General features: G+C 33.1%; 22 protein-coding genes. 8 read left to right on the plus strand and 14 right to left on the minus strand.

Annotated elements, in window-relative coordinates; translation table 11 throughout:
- Positions 1–81: 81 nt before the first annotated feature.
- From proB to IRZ80_RS13005, 7 genes are all read right to left on the minus strand, one after another.
- Positions 82–852, minus strand: a complete 771-nt coding sequence (gene proB / locus IRZ80_RS12975; protein ID WP_194641996.1) for a glutamate 5-kinase — start codon at positions 850–852, stop codon at positions 82–84.
- Positions 853–915: 63 nt separating this feature from the next.
- A complete protein-coding gene (locus IRZ80_RS12980; RefSeq protein ID WP_194641997.1) occupies positions 916–1,719 on the minus strand; it encodes a GNAT family N-acetyltransferase in 804 nt (267 codons plus the stop codon).
- 66 nt (positions 1,720–1,785) lie between these two features.
- A complete protein-coding gene (locus IRZ80_RS12985) occupies positions 1,786–2,982 on the minus strand; it encodes a glutamate-5-semialdehyde dehydrogenase (protein ID WP_194641998.1) in 1,197 nt (398 codons plus the stop codon).
- A 105-nt stretch (positions 2,983–3,087) separates the two neighbouring features.
- Positions 3,088–4,236, minus strand: coding sequence for an aspartate aminotransferase family protein (locus tag IRZ80_RS12990; RefSeq protein WP_194641999.1), 1,149 nt, complete (start codon positions 4,234–4,236; stop codon positions 3,088–3,090).
- 88 nt (positions 4,237–4,324) lie between these two features.
- A complete protein-coding gene (gene argC / locus IRZ80_RS12995; protein ID WP_194642000.1) occupies positions 4,325–5,302 on the minus strand; it encodes an N-acetyl-gamma-glutamyl-phosphate reductase in 978 nt (325 codons plus the stop codon).
- 78 nt (positions 5,303–5,380) lie between these two features.
- Complete coding sequence (locus IRZ80_RS13000) at positions 5,381–6,580, minus strand: argininosuccinate synthase (RefSeq protein WP_194642001.1); 1,200 nt, start codon at positions 6,578–6,580, stop codon at positions 5,381–5,383.
- A gap of 51 nt (positions 6,581–6,631) precedes the next feature.
- Positions 6,632–7,261: a GNAT family N-acetyltransferase gene (locus tag IRZ80_RS13005; protein WP_194642002.1), complete on the minus strand. Its 630-nt coding sequence runs from the start codon at positions 7,259–7,261 to the stop codon at positions 6,632–6,634.
- Positions 7,262–7,465: 204 nt separating this feature from the next.
- Here IRZ80_RS13005 and IRZ80_RS13010 point away from each other — a divergent pair, with 204 nt between their 5' ends.
- From IRZ80_RS13010 to IRZ80_RS13030, 5 genes are all read left to right on the plus strand, one after another.
- Positions 7,466–7,624: a hypothetical protein gene (locus IRZ80_RS13010; RefSeq protein WP_194642003.1), complete on the plus strand. Its 159-nt coding sequence runs from the start codon at positions 7,466–7,468 to the stop codon at positions 7,622–7,624.
- Between the two features lie 276 nt (positions 7,625–7,900).
- Positions 7,901–8,377 (plus strand): nuclear transport factor 2 family protein, encoded by a 477-nt coding sequence (locus IRZ80_RS13015; RefSeq protein ID WP_194642004.1) that lies wholly within the window; start codon positions 7,901–7,903, stop codon positions 8,375–8,377.
- Positions 8,378–8,509: 132 nt separating this feature from the next.
- Positions 8,510–8,791 (plus strand): hypothetical protein, encoded by a 282-nt coding sequence (locus IRZ80_RS13020; protein ID WP_194642005.1) that lies wholly within the window; start codon positions 8,510–8,512, stop codon positions 8,789–8,791.
- Between the two features lie 242 nt (positions 8,792–9,033).
- A complete protein-coding gene (locus tag IRZ80_RS13025; protein ID WP_194642006.1) occupies positions 9,034–9,696 on the plus strand; it encodes a carbonic anhydrase in 663 nt (220 codons plus the stop codon).
- 6 nt (positions 9,697–9,702) lie between these two features.
- Positions 9,703–10,878, plus strand: a complete 1,176-nt coding sequence (locus IRZ80_RS13030; RefSeq protein WP_194642007.1) for a porin — start codon at positions 9,703–9,705, stop codon at positions 10,876–10,878.
- Positions 10,879–10,927: 49 nt separating this feature from the next.
- On the opposite strand, the gene IRZ80_RS13035 is transcribed toward IRZ80_RS13030, so the two are convergent.
- The 7 genes from IRZ80_RS13035 to tsaD all read right to left on the minus strand — a co-directional run bounded on the left by IRZ80_RS13035 (position 10,928) and on the right by tsaD (position 17,864).
- The gene (locus IRZ80_RS13035; RefSeq protein ID WP_194642008.1) at positions 10,928–11,494 is read right to left on the minus strand and encodes a hypothetical protein; all 567 of its coding nucleotides are present in this window, start codon (positions 11,492–11,494) and stop codon (positions 10,928–10,930) included.
- Between the two features lie 2 nt (positions 11,495–11,496).
- Entirely contained in the window at positions 11,497–12,678 is a 1,182-nt protein-coding gene (locus tag IRZ80_RS13040; protein ID WP_194642009.1) for a THUMP-like domain-containing protein, read from the minus strand.
- 1 nt (position 12,679) lies between these two features.
- Entirely contained in the window at positions 12,680–13,771 is a 1,092-nt protein-coding gene (locus IRZ80_RS13045; protein WP_194642010.1) for an AI-2E family transporter, read from the minus strand.
- 158 nt (positions 13,772–13,929) lie between these two features.
- Complete coding sequence (locus IRZ80_RS13050; protein ID WP_194642011.1) at positions 13,930–14,880, minus strand: zinc metalloprotease; 951 nt, start codon at positions 14,878–14,880, stop codon at positions 13,930–13,932.
- 609 nt (positions 14,881–15,489) lie between these two features.
- Positions 15,490–16,128 carry a DUF4159 domain-containing protein gene (locus IRZ80_RS13055; protein WP_194642012.1) on the minus strand — a complete coding sequence of 213 codons (639 nt, stop codon included), beginning with the start codon at positions 16,126–16,128 and terminating at the stop codon, positions 15,490–15,492.
- A gap of 3 nt (positions 16,129–16,131) precedes the next feature.
- Positions 16,132–16,839 carry a 16S rRNA (uracil(1498)-N(3))-methyltransferase gene (locus IRZ80_RS13060; protein WP_194642013.1) on the minus strand — a complete coding sequence of 236 codons (708 nt, stop codon included), beginning with the start codon at positions 16,837–16,839 and terminating at the stop codon, positions 16,132–16,134.
- A 2-nt stretch (positions 16,840–16,841) separates the two neighbouring features.
- Positions 16,842–17,864 carry a tRNA (adenosine(37)-N6)-threonylcarbamoyltransferase complex transferase subunit TsaD gene (gene tsaD, locus IRZ80_RS13065; protein ID WP_194642014.1) on the minus strand — a complete coding sequence of 341 codons (1,023 nt, stop codon included), beginning with the start codon at positions 17,862–17,864 and terminating at the stop codon, positions 16,842–16,844.
- Between the two features lie 203 nt (positions 17,865–18,067).
- Here tsaD and IRZ80_RS13070 point away from each other — a divergent pair, with 203 nt between their 5' ends.
- From IRZ80_RS13070 to gap, 3 genes are all read left to right on the plus strand, one after another.
- Positions 18,068–22,507: a translocation/assembly module TamB domain-containing protein gene (locus IRZ80_RS13070; RefSeq protein ID WP_194642015.1), complete on the plus strand. Its 4,440-nt coding sequence runs from the start codon at positions 18,068–18,070 to the stop codon at positions 22,505–22,507.
- A gap of 318 nt (positions 22,508–22,825) precedes the next feature.
- Complete coding sequence (gene pfkA / locus IRZ80_RS13075; RefSeq protein WP_194642016.1) at positions 22,826–23,812, plus strand: 6-phosphofructokinase; 987 nt, start codon at positions 22,826–22,828, stop codon at positions 23,810–23,812.
- Between the two features lie 46 nt (positions 23,813–23,858).
- Complete coding sequence (gene gap, locus IRZ80_RS13080; protein ID WP_194642017.1) at positions 23,859–24,863, plus strand: type I glyceraldehyde-3-phosphate dehydrogenase; 1,005 nt, start codon at positions 23,859–23,861, stop codon at positions 24,861–24,863.
- Positions 24,864–24,891: the final 28 nt, after the last annotated feature.

A 24,891-nucleotide genomic window follows, 5' to 3' on the forward strand; every position in this document is an offset into this window, starting at 1 on the left:
CAAAATATCGTCTAAATACATGATATTTTTTAATATCGTCTAAATACGTGATATTCTAAAATATCGTTTAAAAAAGTGATATTATATAATCTTTGTAAACGCAATTTTATTGTCTAATGCCTTCAGCATAAAATTATCTTCAAGCCCGTTCACAATCCAGGTTTCGATATTCCCTGCTTTGGCAATCGCAGCCGAATCAATTTTAGACTGCATTCCGCCTGTTCCGTGAGACGATTTTTTGTCCCCGATTTCTTTTTGCAAAAGCGATAAATCAGTAACTAATTCTATCGTTTCCGGCACTTCATCGTTAATTGACGATTTGGTGTAAATACCGTTGGTATTTGTGGCAATAATTAGAATGTCAACATTCAATAGAACTGCTGTTAAAGCGGCTAATTTATCATTATCACCAAATTTAATTTCATCTGAAGCAACAGTGTCATTTTCGTTGATGATGGGGATATAATGATTTTTCACCAATACATTGATGGTGTTTACGATATTGTCTTTAGTCTGTTTTTTTTCAAAATCAGAATAGGAAAGGAGGCATTGTGAGGTGAATAAACCTAAATCACGGAAATTCTCGTTATAAATCCGCATTAAATGAGGCTGCCCAATCGATGCCAAAGCCTGTTTTACGAAAACATCTTTATCGTGATTATCCAGTTTTACAAATTGTTTGGCAGCAGCAATCGCTCCCGAACTCACAATAATGAATTCATATTCATCCTGCAAAGCGGCTATCTGTACCCCAATATCCTCAATCTTTCCTCTCGAAATATGATTGGTTTCTTTGGTTAATGTGTTACTGCCTAACTTTAATAATATTCTTTTTTTACCTGATTTATTCATTTTTTTGTTTTTAAAGCTAACAAAAGCTGATAATCAAAATTATATAATCTTTTAAAATTGAATTTAACCTATATTGCCTCCAATTCTATTGTATATGTTTGAGAAATTCAAATCTCTTTTTTTACCTAATCTCATTCTTTTTGCTGTTTTAAATTCTTTATATCCGTATTTATAAAGAAAATCAACTGCATGAATATTATCCTTAGGAAAACATGCATTATCATGATTTGTAAATCTCATTTTCATAAGTTCAATTCCTGCTTCTTTAGTTTTAGAAAGGATTAAACCTTCTCCAAAAGCAGGCAGGTAAAATCCTTCTACAACTGAATTATTATGATAAACAAACCCTTCTTGCAGATGTTTTTCTAAATGAAATATTCTGTCTTCACCACTGGTAAATTTGTCAATAGCCTCAATTTCGGTTTTATGATCAGGATGAAATGGCACGACATTACTTGATATTCTCCAAGATTTCTCTGCTTTTATATTTTTAAAAAAAAGGTATTCTGTTTCCGTTTCAAACCCTGATTTTATGTAAACCGGTGCTCCAAGATCGGTTGCAATTAGATAAATAGTATCACATTTTTTTGCTTTTGAATCCTTTATCAAAGATTGAGTAATTAATTGCCCAATTCCTTGATTTCGATATTCGGGATGAACAATAATATGTCCTAACCATGCTATATCATTATGGATTATAGTGGTTCCAATTCCAACTATTTTGGTGTCAATATTAATTCGAATAGAAGAACAAAAATCTGTATTTGTTGTATAAAACTCATGAGCAGGCAAAATTGTGCCCCAACCAGAAGGCTGTAATTCATCTAGTAAACCAACATCACTATTATTTAAGGTTTCTATTGTCATTATTAATTATAAAAATATTTTATGAGTTCTAACAATCTAAAATCGTTAATGATAATCTGCAATTTTCTATCTTATCTGTCCATCACCATAAACATACCATTTATTGGTAACCAAATGCTGTAAACCAATTGGTCCGCGTTGGTGCAGTTTGTCGGTGCTGATTGCTAATTCTCCTCCTAAACCAAACTGACCTCCATCGGTGAATCGGGTAGAGGCGTTTTGATATACTGCCGCTGTATCCACATTTTCCATGAATTCTTGGGCAGCTGCATCATTTTGAGTTATAATCGTTGCCGAATGTCCCCCGCAGTATTTATTTATTTTTTCAATTGCTTCTTCATCAGAATTAACGACTCCGACAACAATTTTATAATTCAAAAATTCCTCGTACCAGATTTCTTCGTTTTCAATTGCAGGAACCTGAGCTGCATTTGCGAAAGCGTCATCACCCAAAATCTCAACATTATATTTCTTTAATTCTGCTGTCAATTCTGCTGCAAAAATCTGCCAATTCGGTAATTTGGTGTCGATCAAAACCTTGTCCAAAGCGTTACAGACACCAATATTGGTCGTTTTTCCATTGATGATAATGTCAAGCGCTTTTTTCAAATCGGCTTCTTTATTTATGTAAAGAAAGTTATTTCCGCGGCCGCTGACAATTACTGGACAAGTCGCATGTTTTTTGGTAAATTCGATTAGTTGTTCTCCTCCTCTAGGGACAATTAAATCGACTTTTTGTGTTGGGTTTTCTAAAAATGCCTGAGTTTCAACGCGGTTGTAATTTAGGTATTCTACCCAATTTTTGTCAATTTCATTTTCTTCCAAGGCTTGGTGCCAAAGAGAAACAATTTTCAAGTTGGACAGCAAAGATTCTTTTCCGCCTTTCAATAAGATTTTATTCCCAGATTTAAATGCAATTCCTCCTGCTTCGACAGTTACGTCAGGACGGGATTCGTAAATAATCATAATCGTTCCGAAAGCTGCAGTTTTGTTGGTTACTTTCATGCCGTTTTCGTGCGTGAAAGTAAAACGTATCTGCCCCACAGGATCTTCTTGGCTTGCTAATTGCTGCATAGACAAAATCATTCCGTCAATTTTGGCATTATCAACCAGCAAACGTTTTTCCATAGCCAAATCCTCTCCAGAATAATTATTTAAATCCTGCTGATTAATCGCTTTAATGCTGGCTCTTTCTTGTTCTAAAAGCACAGCCATGCGATTCAGAACTGCATTTCTTTTTTGTATCGGTAATAAAAGGCTCATTGGTTGTTTTAGTTAAAAGGATAAAATAGTATTTAAACATATAAGTGATATAAGTTTTTTATAATTTTTTAGAATCAAAACTTAAATGACTTATATGTTTTAAAATTAAGCTTCAACAGCTTTCAATTCAGCTAAGCTTTCTTTCAAAGCGACTACGAATGCATCAATAGCTTCTTTTTTGATCGTCAAAGGCGGAAGAATTCTCAATAGATTTTTATTATTGGCACTTCCTGTGAAAATCAATTTTTCGACAATCAGTTTTTTGCGTAGCGGACCAACTTCAAAATCAAATTCTACTCCAAGCATCAATCCTTTTCCTTTTACCTTAATGATTTCAGGAACTTGTTTAATCGCTTCAAGGAAATACGCATAAACTTCATTTACGTTGTCAATCAGTTTTTGTTTTTCGATTACATCCAGAACAGCAATTCCAGCAGCACAGGCAAGGTGACTTCCTCCAAAAGTAGTTCCTAGCAATCCGTGGCTCGCTTTGAATATAGGTGAAATCAAAATACCACCAATTGGGAAACCATTCCCCATTCCTTTGGCAAGTGTAATAATGTCCGGTTTGATATTATGGTGTTGAAAAGCGAAAAACTTACCGCTTCTTCCGTAACCTGATTGTACTTCGTCTAAAATTAAAACCGCTTCGTATTGTTTGCAAAGTTTTTCTAATCCTTGGAAAAATTTGGTAGTTCCTTCGTCCAATCCTCCTACACCTTGAATTCCTTCAATGATAACAGCACTAACATCACCTTTTTTCAATTCGGCTTCAACAGCTTCAAGGTTGTTTAATGACAAGAAAGTAACGACTTGCTGCGCATTGATTGGAGCAACAATTTTCTTGTTGTCAGTAACAGCAACCGCTGCAGAAGTTCTTCCGTGGAAAGAGTTATCAAAAGCAATCACTCTTGATTTTCCGTTGTGGAAAGAAGCTAGTTTTAATGCATTTTCATTGGCTTCGGCTCCAGAACTGCACAAGAATAAGCTGTATTCTTCGCATCCTGAAAGTTTGCCAAGTTTTTCGGCCAATTCCACTTGTAATGGGTTTTGAATAGCATTTGAATAAAATCCTAGATTATCCAATTGATTTTTCAATTTGGCTACATAATCCGGTTGTGTGTGTCCAATAGAGATTACTCCGTGGCCACTGTATAAGTCTAAATATTCTACTCCGTTTTCATCAGTAATTGTGCAATCTAGCGCTTTTATGGGAGTAATGTTGTATAATGGGTAAACGTCGAATAAGTTCATTTTCTTTTTAGTTTTTGGTTGATTGTTGTTGGTTGTCGGCTCTAGCGTTGTTTCTATCAACTATTTACCAGCAACTATCAACATAATATTAAAATCCGCTTGGTTTCAAATGTAATCCTGTGGTTTCATCCAGTCCGAACATTAAATTCATGTTTTGGATAGCTTGCCCAGAGGCGCCTTTGACTAAATTATCGATCACCGAGGTGATCAAAATCCGGTTCCCTTTTTTTACTAAACTAATAATACATTTATTTGTTTGTACCACCTGCTTCATGTTGATACCAGTTGTGGTAACAGTTACGAAAGGCTGGTTCTTATAAAATGCTTCATATTTGGCGACAATATCTTCCAAACTTTCGTTGCAAGCCGTGTATAAAGTAGCAAAAATTCCTCTTGGGAAATCCCCTCTGTTTGGAATGAAAAGCAATTCGTTTTTATAATCTGCCTGCAATTGGTGCAAACTTTCTGAAATTTCACCCAAATGCTGGTGTTCGAAAGCTTTGTAATGCGACATATTGTTGTTCCTCCAGCTAAAATGTGAGGTTTCTGAAAGACTTACTCCGGCTCCTGTACTTCCAGTTGTAGCGTTGATGTGAACATCGTCGTTCAATAATTTGGCATACGCCAAAGGCAATAAAGCCAATTGGATTGCAGTAGCAAAACAACCGGGATTAGCTATAAATTGAGCGTTTTTGATCGCAGTTTTGTTTAATTCCGGCAAGCCGTAAATGAATTTTTTACCGTCAAAAACTTCGTCTTTGTTCAATCTGAAGTCATTTCCCAAATCAATGATTTTGGTATGGCTTGCAAATTGGTTTTCAGTCAAAAAAGATTTCGATTTTCCATGTCCCAAACACAAGAAAACCACATTTACTTCAGGGTTTACTTTGTCGGTAAAGTTCATTTCGATATCGCCCAACAAATCGTGATGCGCCACCGAAAGTGGTTTACCTGCATTGGTCGTGCTGTACACAAAATCGAGTTTTGCATTTGGGTGAAACATCAGTATTCTGATGAGTTCTCCGGCCGTATAACCCGATCCGCCTATTATTCCAACATTAATCATAATTTTTTATTTTTATTTTGGTTGGTAGAGACGGGTTTCAAACCCGTCTGTACTTTGTGGTTGAATAATATATAATATTTATTCGTAAGTCTCTTGATTTACAGATGAAAATATATTCTGTGCGTTACCTAAAATTTTGATGAATCCTTTGGCATCATCTGATGTCCAAGCGTTATTCATTTCTCCGTATTGACCAAAACCAGTGTTCATTAAATCATTTTTGGATTCAATTCCGTCCAATGAAAAGTGGTATGGTTTAAGCGAAACAGTTACTGTTCCGTTTACGGTTTTTTGAGTGTCTTCAAGGAAAGTTTCGATGTTACGCATTACCGGATCTAAGAACTGACCTTCGTGGAATAACATTCCGTACCAGTTTCCTAGCTGCTCTTTCCAGTATTGTTGCCATTTTCCAAGTGTATGTTTTTCTAACAAATGGTGCGCTTTGATGATGATTAAAGGAGCAGCAGCTTCAAAACCAACTCTTCCTTTAATTCCTATAATGGTGTCACCTACGTGAATATCTCTTCCGATGGCGTAAGCGTTAGCTAGTTTTTCTAAAGTAACAATGTTGTTTGAAGGTTTGTCTTTTTTACCGTTTACAGCAACCAATTCTCCTTTTTCGAATTCTAAAGTCACTTTCTCTTCACCATTTTTTTGCAATTGTGAAGGATAAGCTTCGCTTGGTAATGGCTGTCCTGAAGTCAAAGTTTCTTTTCCTCCAACGCTTGTTCCCCATAAACCTTTGTTGATAGAATACTGTGCTTTTTCCCAAGAATATTCAACACCGTTTGCCTGTAAATAGGCAACTTCTTCTTGTCTTGAAAGTTTTAAGTCTCTGATAGGAGTGATGATTTCGATTTCAGGAGCGATGGTTTGGAAAATTAAGTCAAAACGAATCTGGTCATTTCCTGCACCTGTACTTCCGTGTGCAATCGCTTCAGCACCTACAGATTTTGCATATTTTATAGCTTCGATTGCCTGAAAAACACGCTCAGCACTTACAGATAGCGGGTAAGTGTTGTTTTTTAATACGTTTCCGTATATCAAATATTTGATGGCTTTGTCGTAATATTTATCAAGGATAGTCAAGTTAGCGTGTTTTGCACTTCCTAATTCATAAGCTCTGTCTTCAATCGCTTTTAATTCGGCATCGTCAAAACCGCCTGTGTTGATCAATACAGTATGAACTTCATATCCTTTTTCATTTTTTAAATATTTAAGACAATATGATGTGTCCAATCCTCCGCTATATGCTAATACTACTTTTTTACTTCCCATTTTGTATTGTTTTGTGGAGTTTGAAAAGCTCCGATTTGATAAATTATATTTTTAACTTTTGGTTTCTTTTTTTAAAAAAAGCGCTTGTTTAATTTCTTTCAAACGATTCCAAATCCTTACGTTGTAGGGATGTTTTGGCGGATCTTTTGGTTTTTCTTTTGGATCATAAAGCATTCCGGTACACAAACACATTTTGTAATCTTTGCTTTTTAGGATTTCAAAATTGGTACAGGTCTGGCATCCTTTCCAAAAACTTGGGTCATTGGTCAATTCTGAAAAAGGAACCGGTTTGTATCCTAATTCCGAATTGATTTTCATTACTGCAAGACCAGTTGTGATTCCGAAAACTTTAGCTTCAGGATATTTTTTTAATGAATAGTCAAATACAAAAGATTTAATTTTTTTTGCCAGTCCCAAATTTCTGTAATCCGGATGTACAATCAAACCGGAATGAGCCACAAACTGACCATGCTGCCAGCTTTCGATATAGCAGAAACCGGCAAAAATCCCGTTGTTAAGCGCAATTACAGCATCACCTTTTTCCATCTTTTTTATGATGTATTCCGGCGTTCTTTTGGCAATTCCAGTACCTCTCAGCAGGGCAGAAGATTCTATCGTGTCGCATATTTCCTGCGCATACTTATGATGTTCTTCCTGAGTTACTACAATAGAAATGTTCATTTCAAGAGTTATATTTTAGGTTAAAAAATGTGCTGTAACAGAGTTTGTCCTGCTCATTTTCTGTAATGCCAAATATAAGGCAAATACAATAAATGGCAATCCAAATAATTGAATTACAGAGAGATAAAATTTGTTTGGTGATTTCTTCTGGATTTATTAATCCAAATAAAAATGGAAATAATTTCAAAACGATAAAAATAAAAAATGAATAATATAATACGATTACACAATGGAGGCTATAACTATAGCATCCGTACTTCGGGAGAAGTCCTAAGTGTCATTATCCGAGAGATAACTGTTTTATATGTTTTTATTTTTTTCATCGGTGCAAAAGTACAATTATTTTTAATTAATAAATGCTAAAAAAACGGTAAAAGTGATTTTTTTAACAAAACGAATTATTTTTGTAATAAAAAGTAATTTAAAAATGTAAACAGCTGTTTTTATGGGTAATTTTTCTTTTTAATGAGGTGTGGAGCTTTTTATGTTTGAATTATTTTAAATGAAATGGGGAACTTTTTGTTTTGTGATTTTATACAGAGTATGGTGTTAATGTACTTTTAAAATTTGTAATTGATATTTGGTATATTTGGAAAGGAAATAGGACTGTTCATTTTTTTAACCAACTAATATTGAATCATGAGAACATTATTTATTTTATTATTAGTATCTATCAATTTTGCCTTTGGACAAGTATCCAAAGATTCGGAATTGTTTTTGGCTTTACAGAAACACGACAGTATCTTCTTTGAGAGAGGTTTTAATAGGTGTGACATCGATTATCTTGTAAGAATGACACATAAAGATTTGGTGTTTTATCACGATCGAGGCGGAATTCAAGATAAAAATAAGTTTTTGGAAAACACAAAGAAGAATCTTTGTTCTGACAGTAATAAAAAGCCAATTCGCAAAGTACGTAAAGAATCTTTGGAAGTTTTTCCGTTATATAATAATGGTGTTCTTTACGGGGCTGTTCAAACCGGTATTCATGACTTTTTTATCCGGGAACCAAATAAGGAAGACATATACACAGGAACTGCAAAAATTACACATGTTTACTTACTGGAGAATAAAGAATGGATTCTCAAAGAAGTTTTGAGTTTTGATCACAAGTAATATGGGAGAAAAACAAAGAAAAAAGAAACTGCTTATTCGTAATATAATCAAAAATTTTACTGTTATAGTTTTGATAGGTGTTGTTCAATACTATTTTATAAAGGACAAACCTGCCTGCAATGAATCACAGCTTTGGTAACCAAATATAATACTGCCTGTCCTGTGATGATAAGTAATGATATCTGCATGGAGAGTGTGAATCAATTGCCTATTTTACTTTTAGTCCGTGTTTTGAAAAAGAGTATTGATGTTACGGCTTTGAAAAAGTCCGTACAGAAAGAAATATTGGATGCTTCCAAGGCAAATCCCAGTCTTGAAGCATTTAGAAGCAATGAATCAACGGTGGTTTATCATTATATGGACAGTAATCAGGAAAATTTATTCATTGTTGCGTTAACTCCAGAAATGTATTAATGTTTTTTTGAACTATTAAAAATCTGGCTTTTTCTAAATAAAATTATCCTTCTAAAAACAATTTGTTAACTATATCGTTTGATAGTTTTTAATATCCATTTTAAATAAAATTAATCGTCCAAATATGATAAATATCAATATTTGCAAGGTTTCATGATTCTAAATTTGTTCTTTCATTGACAAGGATAAGTTAGCCTGAACTTTTTGACAGCTTAGATTTGTCGCAATTTAGGAAAACGATCATGATTAAAAAAGGACTGCTTTATCTATTATTTATAAGCGTATTTTCTGCTTGTAACCACTTTGAAAAAAACAATTTAACTCCGTTTCAAAAACTAGAAGAGGGGAATAAAAGATTTGCTTCGGGTAAACCCATGCATCCCGATGAAACGCTGGAACGGCTACGGGAACTCAAAAAAGGACAGCATCCTTTTGCTGCTGTGGTAAGCTGTGCAGATTCCAGAGTACCGGCCGAACTTGTTTTTGATCAAGGACTTGGAGATATTTTTTCAATCAGAACTGCAGGAAATGTGATTGGAGATTATGAATTAGGGAGTTTGGAATATGCTGTTGAACATCTGGACTGCAAATTGATTGTTGTAATGGGGCATAAAAGCTGTGGAGCCATAAAAGCATTCATTGATTCAAAAGGCCATTATGATCACAAGGATCACATCAAAAATATAATCAACTATATCGAAAGTGAGAGCGAAGAAAAAAATCTTTCTAGTACCGATAAATTGTCTATCGATAATGCCATAGATGCTAATATTGCCCACGGAGTTGCTTTCTTGAAAACGGCAGAACCCATTTTGAAAGAGCGTTTTGATCACAAGAAAATTACAATTATTGGTGCACTGTATGATATTGAATCTGGCAAAGTGACTTTTAAAAATATACAATAAGTTATAATGAAAAATTACTTTATTTGCTGCATGTCTCTCATGGTGTCGCTTTTTTCTTTTGGACAAAATGAAATCCCGAAAGAAACTGTTTCGACAGCTTCCTTGATACCAACTTCGAAATTCTCGCTGTTAAAAGATGTAGATGTTATCTTTAATTCCCGTTTCGCTTTCGATAATTATTTTGCGGATAGCGAGCATGTGAATTCACTTTTTTCGATTAATCAGTTCCGATTTGAAGTTAAAGGTAAAATCCATGATAAAGTTTTCTTTAGATTCCGAAACCGATATACCAAAATTGCCGATCCCAACACAATTGACAATGCCAGCCGTGCGGTTGATATGGCTTATTTGACCATCGATGCTGCTCCGCAAACGAAATTATCTTTTGGAAAAATGATTGGTGATTGGGGAGGTTACGAACTCCTAACAAATCCAATTGAAATTTTATCGTATAACACGATTAATAATTATGGTGAAAATTTCATGGTGGGTGCATCGCTTTTATATGCATTAGCAGATCATAAGAACAAATTCAATTTTCAGGTGCTGAATGCAAGAACCAAAACGTTTCAGGATCAATTTGGTACCACGATTCCACCGGGAATTACAGCTACAGAAACACCATTGGCGGGAGTTGCAAACTGGAAAGGAAGTTTGTTTGACGGGAAATTGGAAACTACCTATAGTTATGGTTATTTTATGGATGCCAAAAATGCCGGCCGAAGCTTAATTTCTCTAGGGAACAAGTATAAAAATAATAAACTGCTGCTGTATTATGATTTTCAGTACAGTAAAGAGGATTTGGATCAAAAATGTGTGGTTTCGAACATCATCAAAGCTAAGCACCCATATGCAGCAGAAAATGTTGCTTATGTCGAAAACTGGATTAGAGCTGAGTACCAGATTCGTCCAAAATTAAATCTTTTGCTTACTCTAATGAATGACAATTCGTACTGGAAAGGCAATCTCGATTCTAATAAAAACAATCATATGCTTACTTCATATGGAATTATTCCAACGATTGAATATTCGCCTTTCGCGGACTTAAATATGAAGTTTTATGCAGGTTATATTGCTAAGAAAAATAATTATTCGTCCTATGCCAAAGATAATTTTGGCGCTGTGAACGGAACCTCAGGACAGCTTAGTTTCGGAATTATTGCTCCATTGTTAGTACTGTAATGAATCAGATTTTTCGATGTAACATATTATTTCATGTATAACATTAGTTTTACTCAATGCATCTAATGTTATTCATGAAATATGTTTCAGGCTGGTATGTTTTTCCGTCAAGTTCGGCAGTGAATTCTTTTTTGAAAACATAATCTTCTACGTCTGTTAGGTATTTTATACGCATTAAAATAGCCGGAGATTTTTTCAGCTCTTCGTAATTGTCTTTTGCAAACATAAATGTTCCGGCTTTTACCCTGTTGTCAAAGCCTTTGTCATCACGAATTAATGATCCGCAGTTTACTTGGTCAATGTGTATAAGCGTTACAATTTTACCATTTTGCAGCTGTAGAAAGATTTTTGAATTTTTGTCAAAACAATTAGCTTTTACAAAGTCTTTGCTTTTTTGAATAAACTGCAGTGATAAAGTTGGCAGTCCGTCTGTTAATGCTAAGGAACAAAAAATGTAATTCGAATTTCCTCCAAAGACTTTTTCATGAATTAAGTATTCTTTTGTTGATTTGTATGTACCGATTGAATCGGTAACATTAGTAGAGTATTCACAAGGTTTTTGAGCGTAAAGTGTAATATTTAATATGCAGAATGCTAGAACTAGTATGTGTTTCATTTCTATTTTATTTTGTTGCAAATTAAAACAATTTTACTGTTATTTTCATCAGTCGTAAAAAAACAATATAAATTTCCTCCTTCTTTTATTTTCCATTTTTTTCGAATGTTTTCTACAGTATCAGTAAAATTTCGGGTTGTGATATTTGCTTTCTGGTTTTCCAGATGGATTTTCATTTCACTTTTGTTATAAGGAATGCATTTTTCTATTTGAAAAATTCTGCCGGGAAATGGTATTAATTCATCAGAAGTATAAAGATGTGAGTGTTTATGCAGTTTGTCTAATTTATAAAACAGTCCAACCTGGTCAAAACCTCCAGACTTCATTATGGCACTATTTGGCTCGTATAAATACTTTTTTGGAAGGCTAAAACTTGGCAGTTCTTGATTTTGGTCCAGAATAAATTCAAAAGTATCGGTTTTTTCTTTTGCAAGATTTATAGCTTTAATAGTAATAGCTCCGTTATAACCTTTGTTTAATTCCCAGAGGAGTTCTTTTACTTCATTGTCAACTGCAACAATGTGTATTGTTGTGATGTGGTTCAATTCATTGATTCCTGCAGAAATGTCTAATATTGGGGCTGTTTTTATTAATATGTAATTAGTTTTTTCAAAATAAAAATCCAGATTTTCGGGAACATTCGGCAGGCAGTCTTTTAGCATAAAGACTTTACCTTTGGTATCATTTCTTCTTGAAGGATCAATGTATATCCAGTCCCATTTTGTTTTTAATTCAGAAAGGATTTCATTACTGTCACCAGCACAGCAAGTAATATTCTTATTGTTTAAATGACTGAAGTTATGCTTCACAATTTTAGATAATTCTGAATTTATTTCGCAATGCGTTACATTTTTTATTTTTTTTGAAAAATAATAATCGTCAACACCAAATCCTCCGGTTAAATCAATTAAGTTTTCGCCCGAAACAATAGATGCTTTGTGGAGTGCAGTTATTTCCGATGAAGTCTGTTCAACCGAAATTTTGCTTGGATAAATAATATTTGTAGCCGCAAACCAAGTTGGGAGTTTGTCTTGTGCTTTTGATTTTGCTGCGATTTGATTCAAAATTAAAATCCATTCAACAGTTGGAAACGGATTTTTTTGAAGCGCCAGTTTTGAAACAGAAACTCCAATATTTAAATTTATAAATTCCTGTATTTTAGGATTTAAAATGTCTAAATTCAATTTATATGTTTTTTGTTATATTTTGTATAAACTCATTGTCAGGAAAAAATTCTTTGCAAACCACCTTCAAAATAGTATACAGCGGTATCGCAATTATCATCCCTAAAATTCCAAAAGAAAAGCCGGCAATCAATATTACGAGGAAAATTTCCAGCGGATGAGAACTTACGCTTTTGGAAAAAATAATGGGCTGTGAAAAATTATTATCAATTAACTGCACTACCCAGAAACCTATTAATATGTAAATTGTGGCAGGTAAAATTTCGGTTTGAAAATCGGATCCTAAATTGCTTAACATCGTCAAGATTGCTGCAAATACCGAAGCAATCAGCGGTCCTAAATAAGGGATAATATTTAAAACTGCACATAGAAAAGCAATTACAAAGGCATTTGGTATTCCAAAAATGAATAAAACAATGGTATATAATATGAAAACAATAAAAAGCTGAATCAATAATCCAATGAAATACCGGGAAAGCAATAGGTTTATTTTCTCTATTGAGTTTAATATTTTTTCCTCGTGTGAATCAGGGATCAATAATTTTGCGCCTTCAAGAATTATTGATCTGTCTTTAAGAAAGAAAAAAGTAATAAACAAAACTGAGCCAAATCCCATGCCAAAACCGCTGATTGTTCCTAAAACCGAATTTAGAAAATTGGGAACTGTATTAAAATTGATAAACGATTTAAAGCTGTTAGGGTTAAAAACCTTTGCAGAATCAATATGATGATGTTCAAGAAAAGTGTTTATTTTTTGAATGAGTTCTAAGCTGTTTCTCTCTATTTCGGCTGTGTTCAAAAGAGATAGATTTTGTCCCTGCGAAATTATCAAAGGAATAAACATCATGATAAAACCCAATATTAATAGGAAGTAAATAGATAAAACCGTGATTGTAGCTATTGTATGCCTGAATTTTAATTTTTTCTTCAAAAAATTCAAAATAGGCGTGCCTATTAAAGTTAGTATCAGTGATACCAAAAGATAAATTAATATATTCTGAATCTGATATAAAAAATAAAGCACTAATGCAGCTAAAATCAAAACTGCGATAGCTCTCAGGATACCATTCCCTATAATTTTGGATGTAATCATATAATTATATTTAGTTATATATCTGAGTGTGATTTCATTTGAAGCTAGCTTGCTTTTTTTTTGATGAAATCCTTAATTTTAGAACTTCCTCAGGTTATAAAGATAAAAAAACCCGCTAACAAGAAGCGAGTTTTTAAAACTAAAATATAATGGGAAAATTATATTCCAAATGAAGCTCTTGCACCACCTGAAACAAATATGGCAGAGATTCTAGATTTTTGTCCTGCTGAGAACATATACATTGCATTGTCATCGGTGTAATCCATATAATTCATTGTCATTTCTACCGGAGTACCAGCACAAGTGCTATAGTGTGGATAAACTGGTGTACCAAAATTTTTATCATTATGTGTAGGTGTGTCAGATACCAAATCACTACCGCAAGTAGCGTCCCCCCATATGTGTCTTAAATTCATCCAGTGTCCCACCTCGTGAGTAGCGGTTCTTCCTAGATTGAAGGGCGCATTTGCTGATCCAGATAATCCAAAATATTTAGAATCAATGGCAACTCCATCAGTAGACGAAGCTCCACCAGGAAACTGTGCGTAACCTAATATTCCACCTCCAATAGTACAAACCCACATATTAAGTTTTGTAGTTGGAGAGATTGGCGCAAGACCGCCTGTGCTTGTTTTTTTCATTGCATCATTTGTTCCCCATGAAGTTTTTGTTGTGGATTTTCTCACTATTTGGTCTAATACAAACGTAATACCTACATTGGCTTTAACTCCTGCAAATAAAGCAGGTACAGAGTTGTAGTCCGAATTTAGAGCATTATAATCTTTATTCAAAACATCGATTTGAGATTGAATTTGTGCGGCAGAAATGTTTTCAGAAGTAGTTCGGTATAAAACATTAACAACAACTGGAATTTCAATTTTTCCATTTACTAAACGCTTTGTTAATAATGCCTTCTGAGTAAAAGCTTCAATTTGATTCATTCTAATGGCTAATGTTGGGTCGGCTTTTAATTGAGCTTCCAAAACATCTTGCGTTGCACATTTTCTTTGTGTAACTGCATTTGTTGCATCAGTAGTTAATTCGTTTTGGTCGTTTTGACAAGAAAACAACATTAAGCAAGCAGTTGCTGATAAAATTAATTTTTTCATAATTGTAATGATTTTGTTAAATAATAGTTTGTTTGGTTAATTGTTTTACAATTTTATAACAAAAACATGCTAATGGCAAATTTTCACAACATGTATTTAAGCCTTTTTTTAAGAAAGTATTGTTTTTGCTGGGTTGTAAAAATGCTATTTGGGGGTAATTACGTAGGTTTTTTTATGTTAAATAAGGTTTTAGTCCCCTCTCTTTGAATAAAAGTGATTGTTTAAAAATAGTATTTAACTTGTTAAATTTTGATTTAAAAACCCAAAAAAAGCATCAATATATTTTTAATGAATTGATAAACTAACTCATCAGTAACTTTTTCAATATAAAAAAATAGATTTTCGGATGTTAAAAAACAAACATTTGCACTTTAAAAAAAGTGGTTAAGGAAGGAAAATGTATTAGTTCTATGGGTTTGAAATGATATTTTATGACTATCTTTAACTAATACCAAACAGATCGAATTAGCATCAGGTTAAAAAGATTTACCCAGATTTTTTTTTAAAGTAATGAAGTCTGTGAGAATCTGCGTAATTATTGGCGAAAAAAATACATGGTATTATTTACGGACAGTCATATAATATTTTACAAAAGCGGATTGTAGTAAATCAATTTGTAAAAATGTAATTGATAATATTTGCTCCCATTTTTAAAGCTTTTTCCCGGACTTCAAATGGATCATTGTTAACTTCAGCATCTTCCCAGCCATCGCCAAGATCACATTCATAAGTGTAGAGCAATACAAGTTTGTTTTCTACAAAAATGCCAAAAGCCTGCGGTCTTTTCCCGTCGTGCTCGTGAATTTTTGGCAGACCGTTTGGGAAAACAAAAGGTTTCTGAAAAATAGGATGGCTTGACGGAATCTCAATTAAGTCATTGTTTGGAAATATTTTTTTTATTTCCTTGCGGATATACTTATCCATACCATAATTATCATCTATATGAAGAAAACCTCCACCCGATAAATATTTTTTAAGATTTGTAACATCGGAATCACTGAACACAACATTTCCATGTCCTGTCATATGTACAAATGGATAAGAAAACAAGTCGGGACTGTTGGGTTCTATTGTTCTTGGTTTGGATTTTATTCGTGTATTTATATTTGCATTGCAATATTTTATTAAATTAGGCAGAGACGTGGGATTAGCATACCAATCGCCTCCGCCATTGTATTTTAACAAAGCAATTTCTTGTGAGAAACAAGGTATAGAAAGCAATAATAATACAAGCAATATTTTTTTCATACTTTAATCTTCGTTTGTAAAGACAACACTGTGGCAGGCTACAATAGCTGCCGTTTCTGTTCTTAATCTTGTTTCACCCAAAGAGACAGGAATATAACTGTTTTCAAGCGCCAGTTCAATTTCTTTACTGGAAAAATCGCCTTCTGGGCCAATTAATATTGTATAATCTGTACCAGCTGTAACAACTGATTTTAGTGATTTTTTATTGGTTTCTTCACAATGAGCAATTAATACTGTTTCAGTTTTTTCTGTCTTTACAAATTCCTTAAAAGTAACAGCTGGATTTAATTTAGGAAGATACATTTGGTTGCATTGTTTCATGGCCGAAAGAATGATTTTTTCAAATCTTTCTATGTTGATTACTTTTCTTTCGGAGCGGTCACAAATAACAGGCGTGATTTCATATATGCCAATTTCAGTTGCTTTTTCAAGAAACCACTCATAACGGTCATTCATTTTTGTTGGAGCAACAGCAAGATGCAGTTTGTATTTGGGAGCTTCAGTTTTCTCAGCGGATACTATCTGAACGGTGCATTTATTATCTGAGGCTAAAGTGATTTCAGTTTTAAATAATAATCCTAATCCATTGGTAACATGGAGAGTGTCTCCGTCTTTTTTACGTAATACTTTAATAATGTGTCTGCTTTCTTCTTTGTCAAAAGAAAAAGCTTCAGTAGTCTCGTTTATTGCTGGGTTGTAAAATAACTGCATAATTAAAATTGGATTCTTGCTTTAGAAACGACATCGGCTGTTTCAAATTTTTGAGATAAAAACTTTTGGTACCCTACAATCCCAATCATTGCTGCATTATCGGTTGTGTATTCGAATTTTGGAATAAAAGTTTTCCATCCGTATTTGTTTTCAGTCGCTTTCAAAGTATTCCTGATTCCAGAATTGGCAGAAACTCCGCCGCCTATAGCAATTTGTTTAATTCCCGTTTCTTTTACAGCCATTTTTAACTTATCCATTAAAATTTCAATAATGGTATGCTGAATGGATGCACAGATGTCATTTATATTTTCATCTATAAAGGAAGGATTTTCAATTTTTTTCTTTTGAATAAAATATAAAATTGCTGTTTTTAATCCAGAGAAGCTAAAATCTAATCCGGGAACTTTTGGTTTGGTAAAAGGAAATGCTTTTGGGTTTCCTAATTGGGCATATTTATCGACCAAAGGGCCGCCGGGATAGGGAAGCCCCAGGATTTTGGCACTTTTGTCAAAAGCTTCACCAACAGCATCATCTGTTGTTTCTCCTATAACTGTTAAATCAAAGAAATCATCAACTCTTACAATCTGTGTGTGTCCGCCGCTAATGGTTAATGCTAAAAACGGAAACTCAGGTTTGTCAAAACCTTCTTCATCTATAAAGTGAGCCAGAATATGGGCATGCATATGGTTTACGGCTATCAAAGGTATTCCTAATGCCAATGCCATTGATTTTGCAAACGAACTGCCAACCAAAAGCGATCCCATGAGTCCTGGGCCTTGTGTAAAAGCGATTGCAGATAATTGTTCTTTCTTAATATCAGCTTTTTTTAACGCAGCTTCAATGACAGGAACGATGTTTTGCTGGTGTGCGCGGGAAGCTAATTCTGGAACCACACCGCCATATTGATTATGAATTAACTGGTTGGCAACAACATTAGACAGTACTTTGTCGTTACACAATACAGCAGCAGCAGTATCATCGCATGAACTTTCTATGGCAAGTATAAAAACCTCAGGAATTTGCATATAAACAGATGATTTTTGAAGTATATTTGATGGATTACCATAAAAAGAGTATTTTTACAGCTGTGCCAAAATTAAATATTTTTAGCTAAGATATTGCCATTTCTAAAGGCAAATTATTTATTTGTACAAAAAAAATAAAAACACTGCGTATCAAAAAGATTAAAAAAATAGTATTCCGTACTTTCGTTGGACTAATATTACTTTTGTTAGTACTTTTTATAGCCATTACAACACCTTTTGTTCAAACGAAGCTGGCAAAGTATTTCATGGAAAGCATGAATGATGATTTTGGAATTCACATGAATGTTGATGAAGTGCAGTTAACTCTTTTTGGAGGTGTTAAGCTTAAAAAAGTTTTAATTATTGATCATCATAAAGATACTTTAATTTACACCAAAAGAATCAATACTTCAATTCTTGGTTTCAAAAAAATGCTGGATGGCGATTTGATTTTTAATGATGTAGCTCTGGATGGCGTACTTTTTAATTTAAAAACGTATAAAAAAGAAAAAAAGACAAATCTGGATTATTTTGTTGATGCTTTCGGGAAAAGTAAAACTCCTTCCAAAAAACATTTTTTATTAACTGCTACAAGTGTTGATTTGTCAAATGGAAGATTTATATTGACTGATGAAAATCATACAACTCCAGTATCTGTAGATTTTACCCGATTGAAAATATCGCTCACCAATTTCAAAGTCTATGGTCCCGAAGTCTATGCTAATATCCAAAAAATGTCCTTTTTGGATCATAGAGGTGTGTACATTAAAAACCTAAAAGGAAATTACAGTTTCACGCAGCAGCACATGATACTTGATAAAATGGAATTAAAAACCGAAGAATCGAGTATTAAAGGTTACGCAGCATTGAATTATGAAATTGAGGATTTTTCAGATTTTGTGAATAAGGTAGAATTTGATTTTAAGTTTAAATCGGCCAAAATAGCTTCTAATGATGTCCGCTGTTTTTATGATGAATTAGGTAAAAATAGAGTTTTTAGACTTAGAAGCCATATTACAGGCCCTTTGAATAATTTAAAACTTTTAGATCTGAGCCTAAATGACAATAGAGGCACAAGGCTGATAGGTTTTATAAATTTTAAAAATCTTTTGGGTAATAAAGATCAAAAATTCTATATGAATGGAAAGTTTGATCATTTGAATTCTGATTATGATGATTTAGCTGGTATTCTGCCTAATGTTTTAGGTAAAAGACTGCCCGTTATTTTGAAGAAATTAGGAAAAGTTTCATTGGTAGGAAATACACAGCTCACAACTACTTCAATTCATGCAAATCTTACTGCAAAAACTGATTTAGGCGCGGTTACGTCTAAATTTATAATTAATGACATGAATCAAAGTGATAAAGCAGTATACAAAGGTTATGTTGTTTTGCATGATTTTAATGTTGGTAATTTGCTGGATAATAAGAATCTGTCGCAGGTAAGTTTGAATTTGGATGTTGATGGAAAAGGATTTTCTGAAAAATATTTAGATACTGCTTTGAAGGGAGAAATTTCCAGATTTGCGTATAATGGTTATGATTACAAAAACATAAAAATAAATGGAAATTTTAAACTGCCATTATATAAAGGGTCAATTATTGTCAATGATCCCAACCTAAAAATGAATTTTGACGGGTTGGTTAATTTAAGTAAAAAAGAGAGCCAATATGATTTTCAGATAAAAATAGATAATGCGCAGCTGCACAAATTGAATTTTGTAAGTGATACAATTTCTCAATTTAAAGGTGACGCTATCGTTAATGTGCAGGGAAATTCAATTGAGAATCTGCATGGAAATATTTACATCAATAATGCTGTTTATGTTAACCCAAAAAATACTTATCAATTTAATGATTTTAATCTAAACTCCAGTTTTGACGAAAAGAGAATTCGTACTATAAAAATCACCGCTCCTGATATTACGAACGGTACTATTATAGGTAAATTTAAATTTGCTGAATTAAAAGGTCTGATCTCGAATTCTTTAGGAAGTCTTTATACAAATTATAGGCCGGTAAAAGTTAGAAAAGGCCAGTTTCTGAAATTTAATTTTGAAGTTTATAATAAAATTGTCGAAGTTTTTTTTCCAGAAATGAAGATAAGTGAGAACACCGTTGTAAAAGGAATTATTAATTCAGACAATAATGAATTTAAGTTTAATTTTAATTCTCCAACGATAACCGCTGCGGATAATTCTTTTGATAATATAAGAGTTGCTATTGATAATAAAAATCCATTGTATAACGCATATATCGAATTGGACAGCATTAAAACAAAAATGTATAAAATTCGGGATTTCAGCCTGATTAATGTCACTTCAAAAGATACTTTGTTTTTCCGTACAGAATTTAAAGGAGGTTCCAAGGGCAATGACTATTTTAATTTGGATTTATACCATACTATTGATAAGGATAATAAAAATGTGGTTGGTTTTAGTAAATCGGAAATTAAATTAAAAAACAGTCTGTGGTTTTTAAACGAATCAAATTCGCCTAATAACCGCGTTGTTTTTGATAAAAAATTAACTGAATTTAAATTTGATGATTTTTTGCTTTCAAATAAAGATCAGGAAATAAAACTTAATGGTGAAATCAAAGGCAGTTCTTATAAGGATATAAACATTGAATTTAAGGATTTTGATATTGATGAGTTAACATCGGCTCAGAAAAGTTTTGCTATTAATGGTAATTTAAACGGTAAAATTAATTTTAATCAGAATAAAAATGTTTATAAGCCTACAGCTTCATTAATTGTTGACAATCTAAAGGTTAATAATTATGATTTAGGTGTTTTAAAATTTGATATAAAAGGAGATGAGGAATTCAAAAAGTTTACTTTGTATTCAACAATTGAGAATAAAGATTTCGAATCTTTTAGTGCTGACGGAAATTTTGAGATTATAAATAAAGAGACATTGTTTGATTTGAATTTAAAATTTGACCGATTCAATCTGGCAACCTTAAGTTCTTTAGGCGGTGATGTTATTTCAAATATTAGAGGAGTTGTTTCTGGTAATGCAACCATTGGAGGTTCTGTAAAGAAACCAGATATAAACGGACGTCTTTTTGTAAATAATGGAGGTTTGAGCATACCTTATTTGAATGTTGATTATGCCTTAAAAGACAGAACGATTATTGATTTGACGGATGAAAAGTTTCTTTTCAGAAATAATACGATAACCGATACTAAGTTTAAGACAATTGGGACTTTGAACGGGGTAGTGGAGCATAAGAATTTTTCGGATTGGAAATTAGATTTGGGTGTAAATTCTAAAAGGCTTCTTGTTCTGGATACTCAGGATAGCGAAGATGCGGCTTATTTTGGAACTGCTTTTATTAACGGAAATGCAACAATCAAAGGTCCAGCAAACGGATTGTTCATTAAGGTAGATGCTAAATCTGAAAAAGGCTCTGTTCTCAAAATACCAATAAATAATGCTGAAAGTGTAAGTGAAAACAGTTTTATTCATTTCATAACTCCTAAGGAAAAATTCAATCTGCAAAAAGGAATTGTTGAAAAGACCAGAAATTATAACGGACTTGAATTAGAATTTGATTTGGAAATTACTCCAAATGCGGAAGTGGAAGTGATTTTGGACAGGAATTCTGGACACGGTATGAAAGGCAGGGGTAATGGAAATCTATTGCTTCAGATAAATACGTTGGGTAAATTTAATATGTATGGCGATTTTTTACCTTATGATGGAACATATAATTTCAAGTATGGCGGATTGATAGATAAAAAATTCAATATTAAAAAAGGAGGTTCTATTGTTTGGGAAGGAAACCCTATGAGAGCACAATTAAATCTTGAAGCTGTTTATAAAACATCTGCTAATCCTGCTTTGCTGCTAGAAAATTCGAATGTTAATAAGAAAATTGATGTTGAAGTTGTAATTGGGATTCATGGCGATTTGGCACATCCGGAACCTGATTTTATGATAGAATTTCCAACGATTAAAAGTGTAATGAAATCAGAATTGGAGTCTGAGTTATTCGATAAAGATGTTAGGCAGACACAAGCTTTGTATTTGTTATCAACCGGAAGTTTTTTAAGCAAAGACGGCTCTAGCCAGGCAGTATCATCGAGTTTGTATGAAACCGCTTCTGGGATGCTGGGCAGTATTGTGTCTTCAACAGATGAAAAGTTTACAATGAATTTTAATTTTGTTTCACCAGATAATAGGCCAAGTTCACAAACAGATGCCCGATTTGAAGCAATTGTTTCTTCAAAAGTTAATGAAAGAATTACTATAAACGGAAAAATTGGCGTTCCATTTGGAGGTGTTCATGAATCATCAGTTGTTGGAGATATTGATATTAAATACAGAATGAATGAAGATGGCTCTTTTAATCTGCATTTCTTTAATAAAGAAAATGATATCAATTATATAGGACAGGATATTGGTTACACACAAGGGGTAGGTATTTCTTATGAGGTAGATTTTGATACTTTTAAAGAATTAGTAGATAAGATGTTTAAAAGTAATAAGTTAAACAAAGTAAATACTGCGAAAGTAAAACAAGTTGACAGTGACTCAAATTTTAACCCCAATTTTATCAATTTCAAAAAACCTGATGCTCCAAAAGCAGATAAGCCTAAAGTTAATCAAGATGCTGTTCTTCCAGAAGAAGATTAGTTTATAAGTTGTTGTTTTTTAGTGTATTGTTTGTTTTTTTGTGGATTTTATTAATTTTGCTTTTATTTCAATTTTGGATCTTTATTTTTATATCTAAAAAATGAATTTTTATTGTTTTTTAGAAAATGAATTTATAAAGAAAATTAATCCTACATCCAGCATTATAGTTTAAAAAAAGGAATTAATTACAAGCTTTTTTCTAATAGAGAAAACTTATCAACGAAAACGTTTGAATTTCAGTTATTTTATTAAAATCTTAGAAAGCACCCCTAAAATATCTTTGATATTTGCTAAATTTACACTTTAATACTTAAAAAAATGTCAAAAACAATAAAAAAGATAGGTGTACTTACATCTGGAGGAGACTCTCCAGGTATGAATGCCGCCATTCGTTCTGTTGTTCGAACGTGCGCTTTTCATAACATAGGATGTGTTGGTATTTATAGAGGCTATCAAGGAATGATTGAAGGGGATTTTAAAGAAATGGGACCCCGAAGTGTAAATAACATTGTAAATAAAGGAGGAACTATTTTAAAATCGGCAAGGTCCATGGATTTTAAAACTCCGGAAGGACGTGCAAAAGCACACAAGAACCTTGTAAAAGCAGGTATTGATGCTTTAGTGGTTATTGGAGGCGATGGTTCTTTCACTGGAGCTTTAATTTTTAATTCGGAGTATGATTTTCCAGTAATGGGAATTCCGGGAACGATTGATAATGATATATATGGTACAAGCCATACATTAGGTTATGATACCGCTCTGAATACAGTTGTAGATGTAATTGATAAAATTCGTGATACAGCAAGTTCTCATAATAGATTATTTCTTATTGAAGTAATGGGGCGTGATGCAGGCCATATAGCATTGAATGCCGGTATTGGTGCCGGTGCTGAAGAAATTCTTATTCCTGAAGAAGATTTGGGATTAGACCGTTTATTGGATTCTCTGCGAAAAAGTAAAGCAGCAGGAAAATCATCAAGTATAGTGGTAATCGCAGAAGGTGATAAAATAGGTAAAACTGTTTTTGAGCTTAAAGATTATGTTGAGAATAATTTTCCAGAATATGATGTACGCGTATCAGTATTAGGACACATGCAACGTGGTGGTGCACCATCGTGTTTTGACAGGGTTTTAGCGAGTCGTTTGGGGGTAAAAGCTGTTGAATGTTTATTAGAAGGTAAATCTAATTATATGGTTGGTTTATTGGCAGATAAAATTGAACTTACACCTTTAGAACAAGCAATCAAAGGACATACAGAAATTGATCAGGAATTACTTCGTGTGTCAGATATTATGTCAATTTAAAATAAAAGAAAGAAAAGTAAAATAAATATAAATTAAATTAAATACAATGTCAAAAGTAAAATTAGGAATTAACGGATTTGGTAGAATTGGAAGAATTGTTTTCAGAGAATCTTTCAATAGAGATAATATAGAAGTAGTTGCAATCAACGATTTGTTAGATGTTGATCATTTAGCTTACTTATTGAAATATGATTCAGTACACGGTCGTTTTGACGGAACTGTAGAAGTAAAAGAAGGAAAACTTTATGTAAACGGGAAAAATATCCGTATTACTGCTGAAAGAAATCCTGCAGATTTAAAATGGAACGAAGTTGAAGTTGATGTAGTAGCTGAATGTACAGGTATCTTTACAACTATCGAAACTGCAAATGAGCACATCAAAGGCGGTGCTAAAAAAGTAATTATTTCTGCTCCATCTGCAGATGCTCCAATGTTTGTAATGGGAGTAAACCACGAAACAGCAAAAGCTTCTGATTTAGTTGTTTCTAATGCTTCTTGTACTACAAACTGTTTAGCTCCATTAGCTAAAGTTATTCACGATAACTTTGGAATTGTTGAAGCTTTAATGACAACTGTTCACGCTACAACTTCAACTCAAATGACTGCTGACGGACCTTCTAGAAAAGACTGGAGAGGCGGACGTGCTGCAGCAATAAATATTATTCCTTCTTCGACAGGTGCTGCAAAAGCTGTTGGAAAAGTTATTCCAGAATTGAATGGAAAATTAACAGGTATGGCTTTCCGTGTTCCTACAGCTGACGTTTCTACAGTAGATTTAACTGTAAAAGTGGCTAAAGAAACTTCATACGAAGAAATTATGGCTGTTTTGAAAAATGCTTCTGAAACTTCATTAAAAGGTATTTTAGGATATACTGAAGATGCAGTTGTTTCTCAAGATTTTATTTCTGATAAAAGAACTTCAATTATTGATGCTACTGCAGGAATTGGATTAAATTCTACTTTCTTCAAATTAGTATCTTGGTACGATAATGAGTATGGATATTCAAGCAAATTAATTGATTTAGCTGTTCATATCACTTCACTAAAATAATATTTATATTTTTACAAGATCCCATTAA

Source organism: Flavobacterium sp. HJJ, from assembly GCF_015351475.1.
Taxonomy (GTDB): Bacteria; Bacteroidota; Bacteroidia; order Flavobacteriales; family Flavobacteriaceae; genus Flavobacterium; species Flavobacterium marginilacus.

Excerpts from the sequence above, each read along its gene's own strand:
- proB (WP_194641996.1), bottom strand. The coding sequence starts at position 852 with ATGAATAAATCAGGTAAAAAAAGAATATTATTAAAGTTAGGCAGTAAC.
- IRZ80_RS12980 (WP_194641997.1), bottom strand. The coding sequence starts at position 1,719 with ATGACAATAGAAACCTTAAATAATAGTGATGTTGGTTTACTAGATGAA.
- IRZ80_RS12985 (WP_194641998.1), bottom strand. The coding sequence starts at position 2,982 with ATGAGCCTTTTATTACCGATACAAAAAAGAAATGCAGTTCTGAATCGC.
- IRZ80_RS12990 (WP_194641999.1), bottom strand. The coding sequence starts at position 4,236 with ATGAACTTATTCGACGTTTACCCATTATACAACATTACTCCCATAAAA.
- argC (WP_194642000.1), bottom strand. The coding sequence starts at position 5,302 with ATGATTAATGTTGGAATAATAGGCGGATCGGGTTATACGGCCGGAGAA.
- IRZ80_RS13000 (WP_194642001.1), bottom strand. The coding sequence starts at position 6,580 with ATGGGAAGTAAAAAAGTAGTATTAGCATATAGCGGAGGATTGGACACA.
- IRZ80_RS13005 (WP_194642002.1), bottom strand. The coding sequence starts at position 7,261 with ATGAACATTTCTATTGTAGTAACTCAGGAAGAACATCATAAGTATGCG.
- IRZ80_RS13010 (WP_194642003.1), top strand. The coding sequence starts at position 7,466 with ATGAATAATATAATACGATTACACAATGGAGGCTATAACTATAGCATC.
- IRZ80_RS13015 (WP_194642004.1), top strand. The coding sequence starts at position 7,901 with ATGAGAACATTATTTATTTTATTATTAGTATCTATCAATTTTGCCTTT.
- IRZ80_RS13025 (WP_194642006.1), top strand. The coding sequence starts at position 9,034 with ATGATTAAAAAAGGACTGCTTTATCTATTATTTATAAGCGTATTTTCT.
- IRZ80_RS13030 (WP_194642007.1), top strand. The coding sequence starts at position 9,703 with ATGAAAAATTACTTTATTTGCTGCATGTCTCTCATGGTGTCGCTTTTT.
- IRZ80_RS13035 (WP_194642008.1), bottom strand. The coding sequence starts at position 11,494 with ATGAAACACATACTAGTTCTAGCATTCTGCATATTAAATATTACACTT.
- IRZ80_RS13045 (WP_194642010.1), bottom strand. The coding sequence starts at position 13,771 with ATGATTACATCCAAAATTATAGGGAATGGTATCCTGAGAGCTATCGCA.
- IRZ80_RS13050 (WP_194642011.1), bottom strand. The coding sequence starts at position 14,880 with ATGAAAAAATTAATTTTATCAGCAACTGCTTGCTTAATGTTGTTTTCT.
- IRZ80_RS13055 (WP_194642012.1), bottom strand. The coding sequence starts at position 16,128 with ATGAAAAAAATATTGCTTGTATTATTATTGCTTTCTATACCTTGTTTC.
- IRZ80_RS13060 (WP_194642013.1), bottom strand. The coding sequence starts at position 16,839 with ATGCAGTTATTTTACAACCCAGCAATAAACGAGACTACTGAAGCTTTT.
- tsaD (WP_194642014.1), bottom strand. The coding sequence starts at position 17,864 with ATGCAAATTCCTGAGGTTTTTATACTTGCCATAGAAAGTTCATGCGAT.
- pfkA (WP_194642016.1), top strand. The coding sequence starts at position 22,826 with ATGTCAAAAACAATAAAAAAGATAGGTGTACTTACATCTGGAGGAGAC.
- gap (WP_194642017.1), top strand. The coding sequence starts at position 23,859 with ATGTCAAAAGTAAAATTAGGAATTAACGGATTTGGTAGAATTGGAAGA.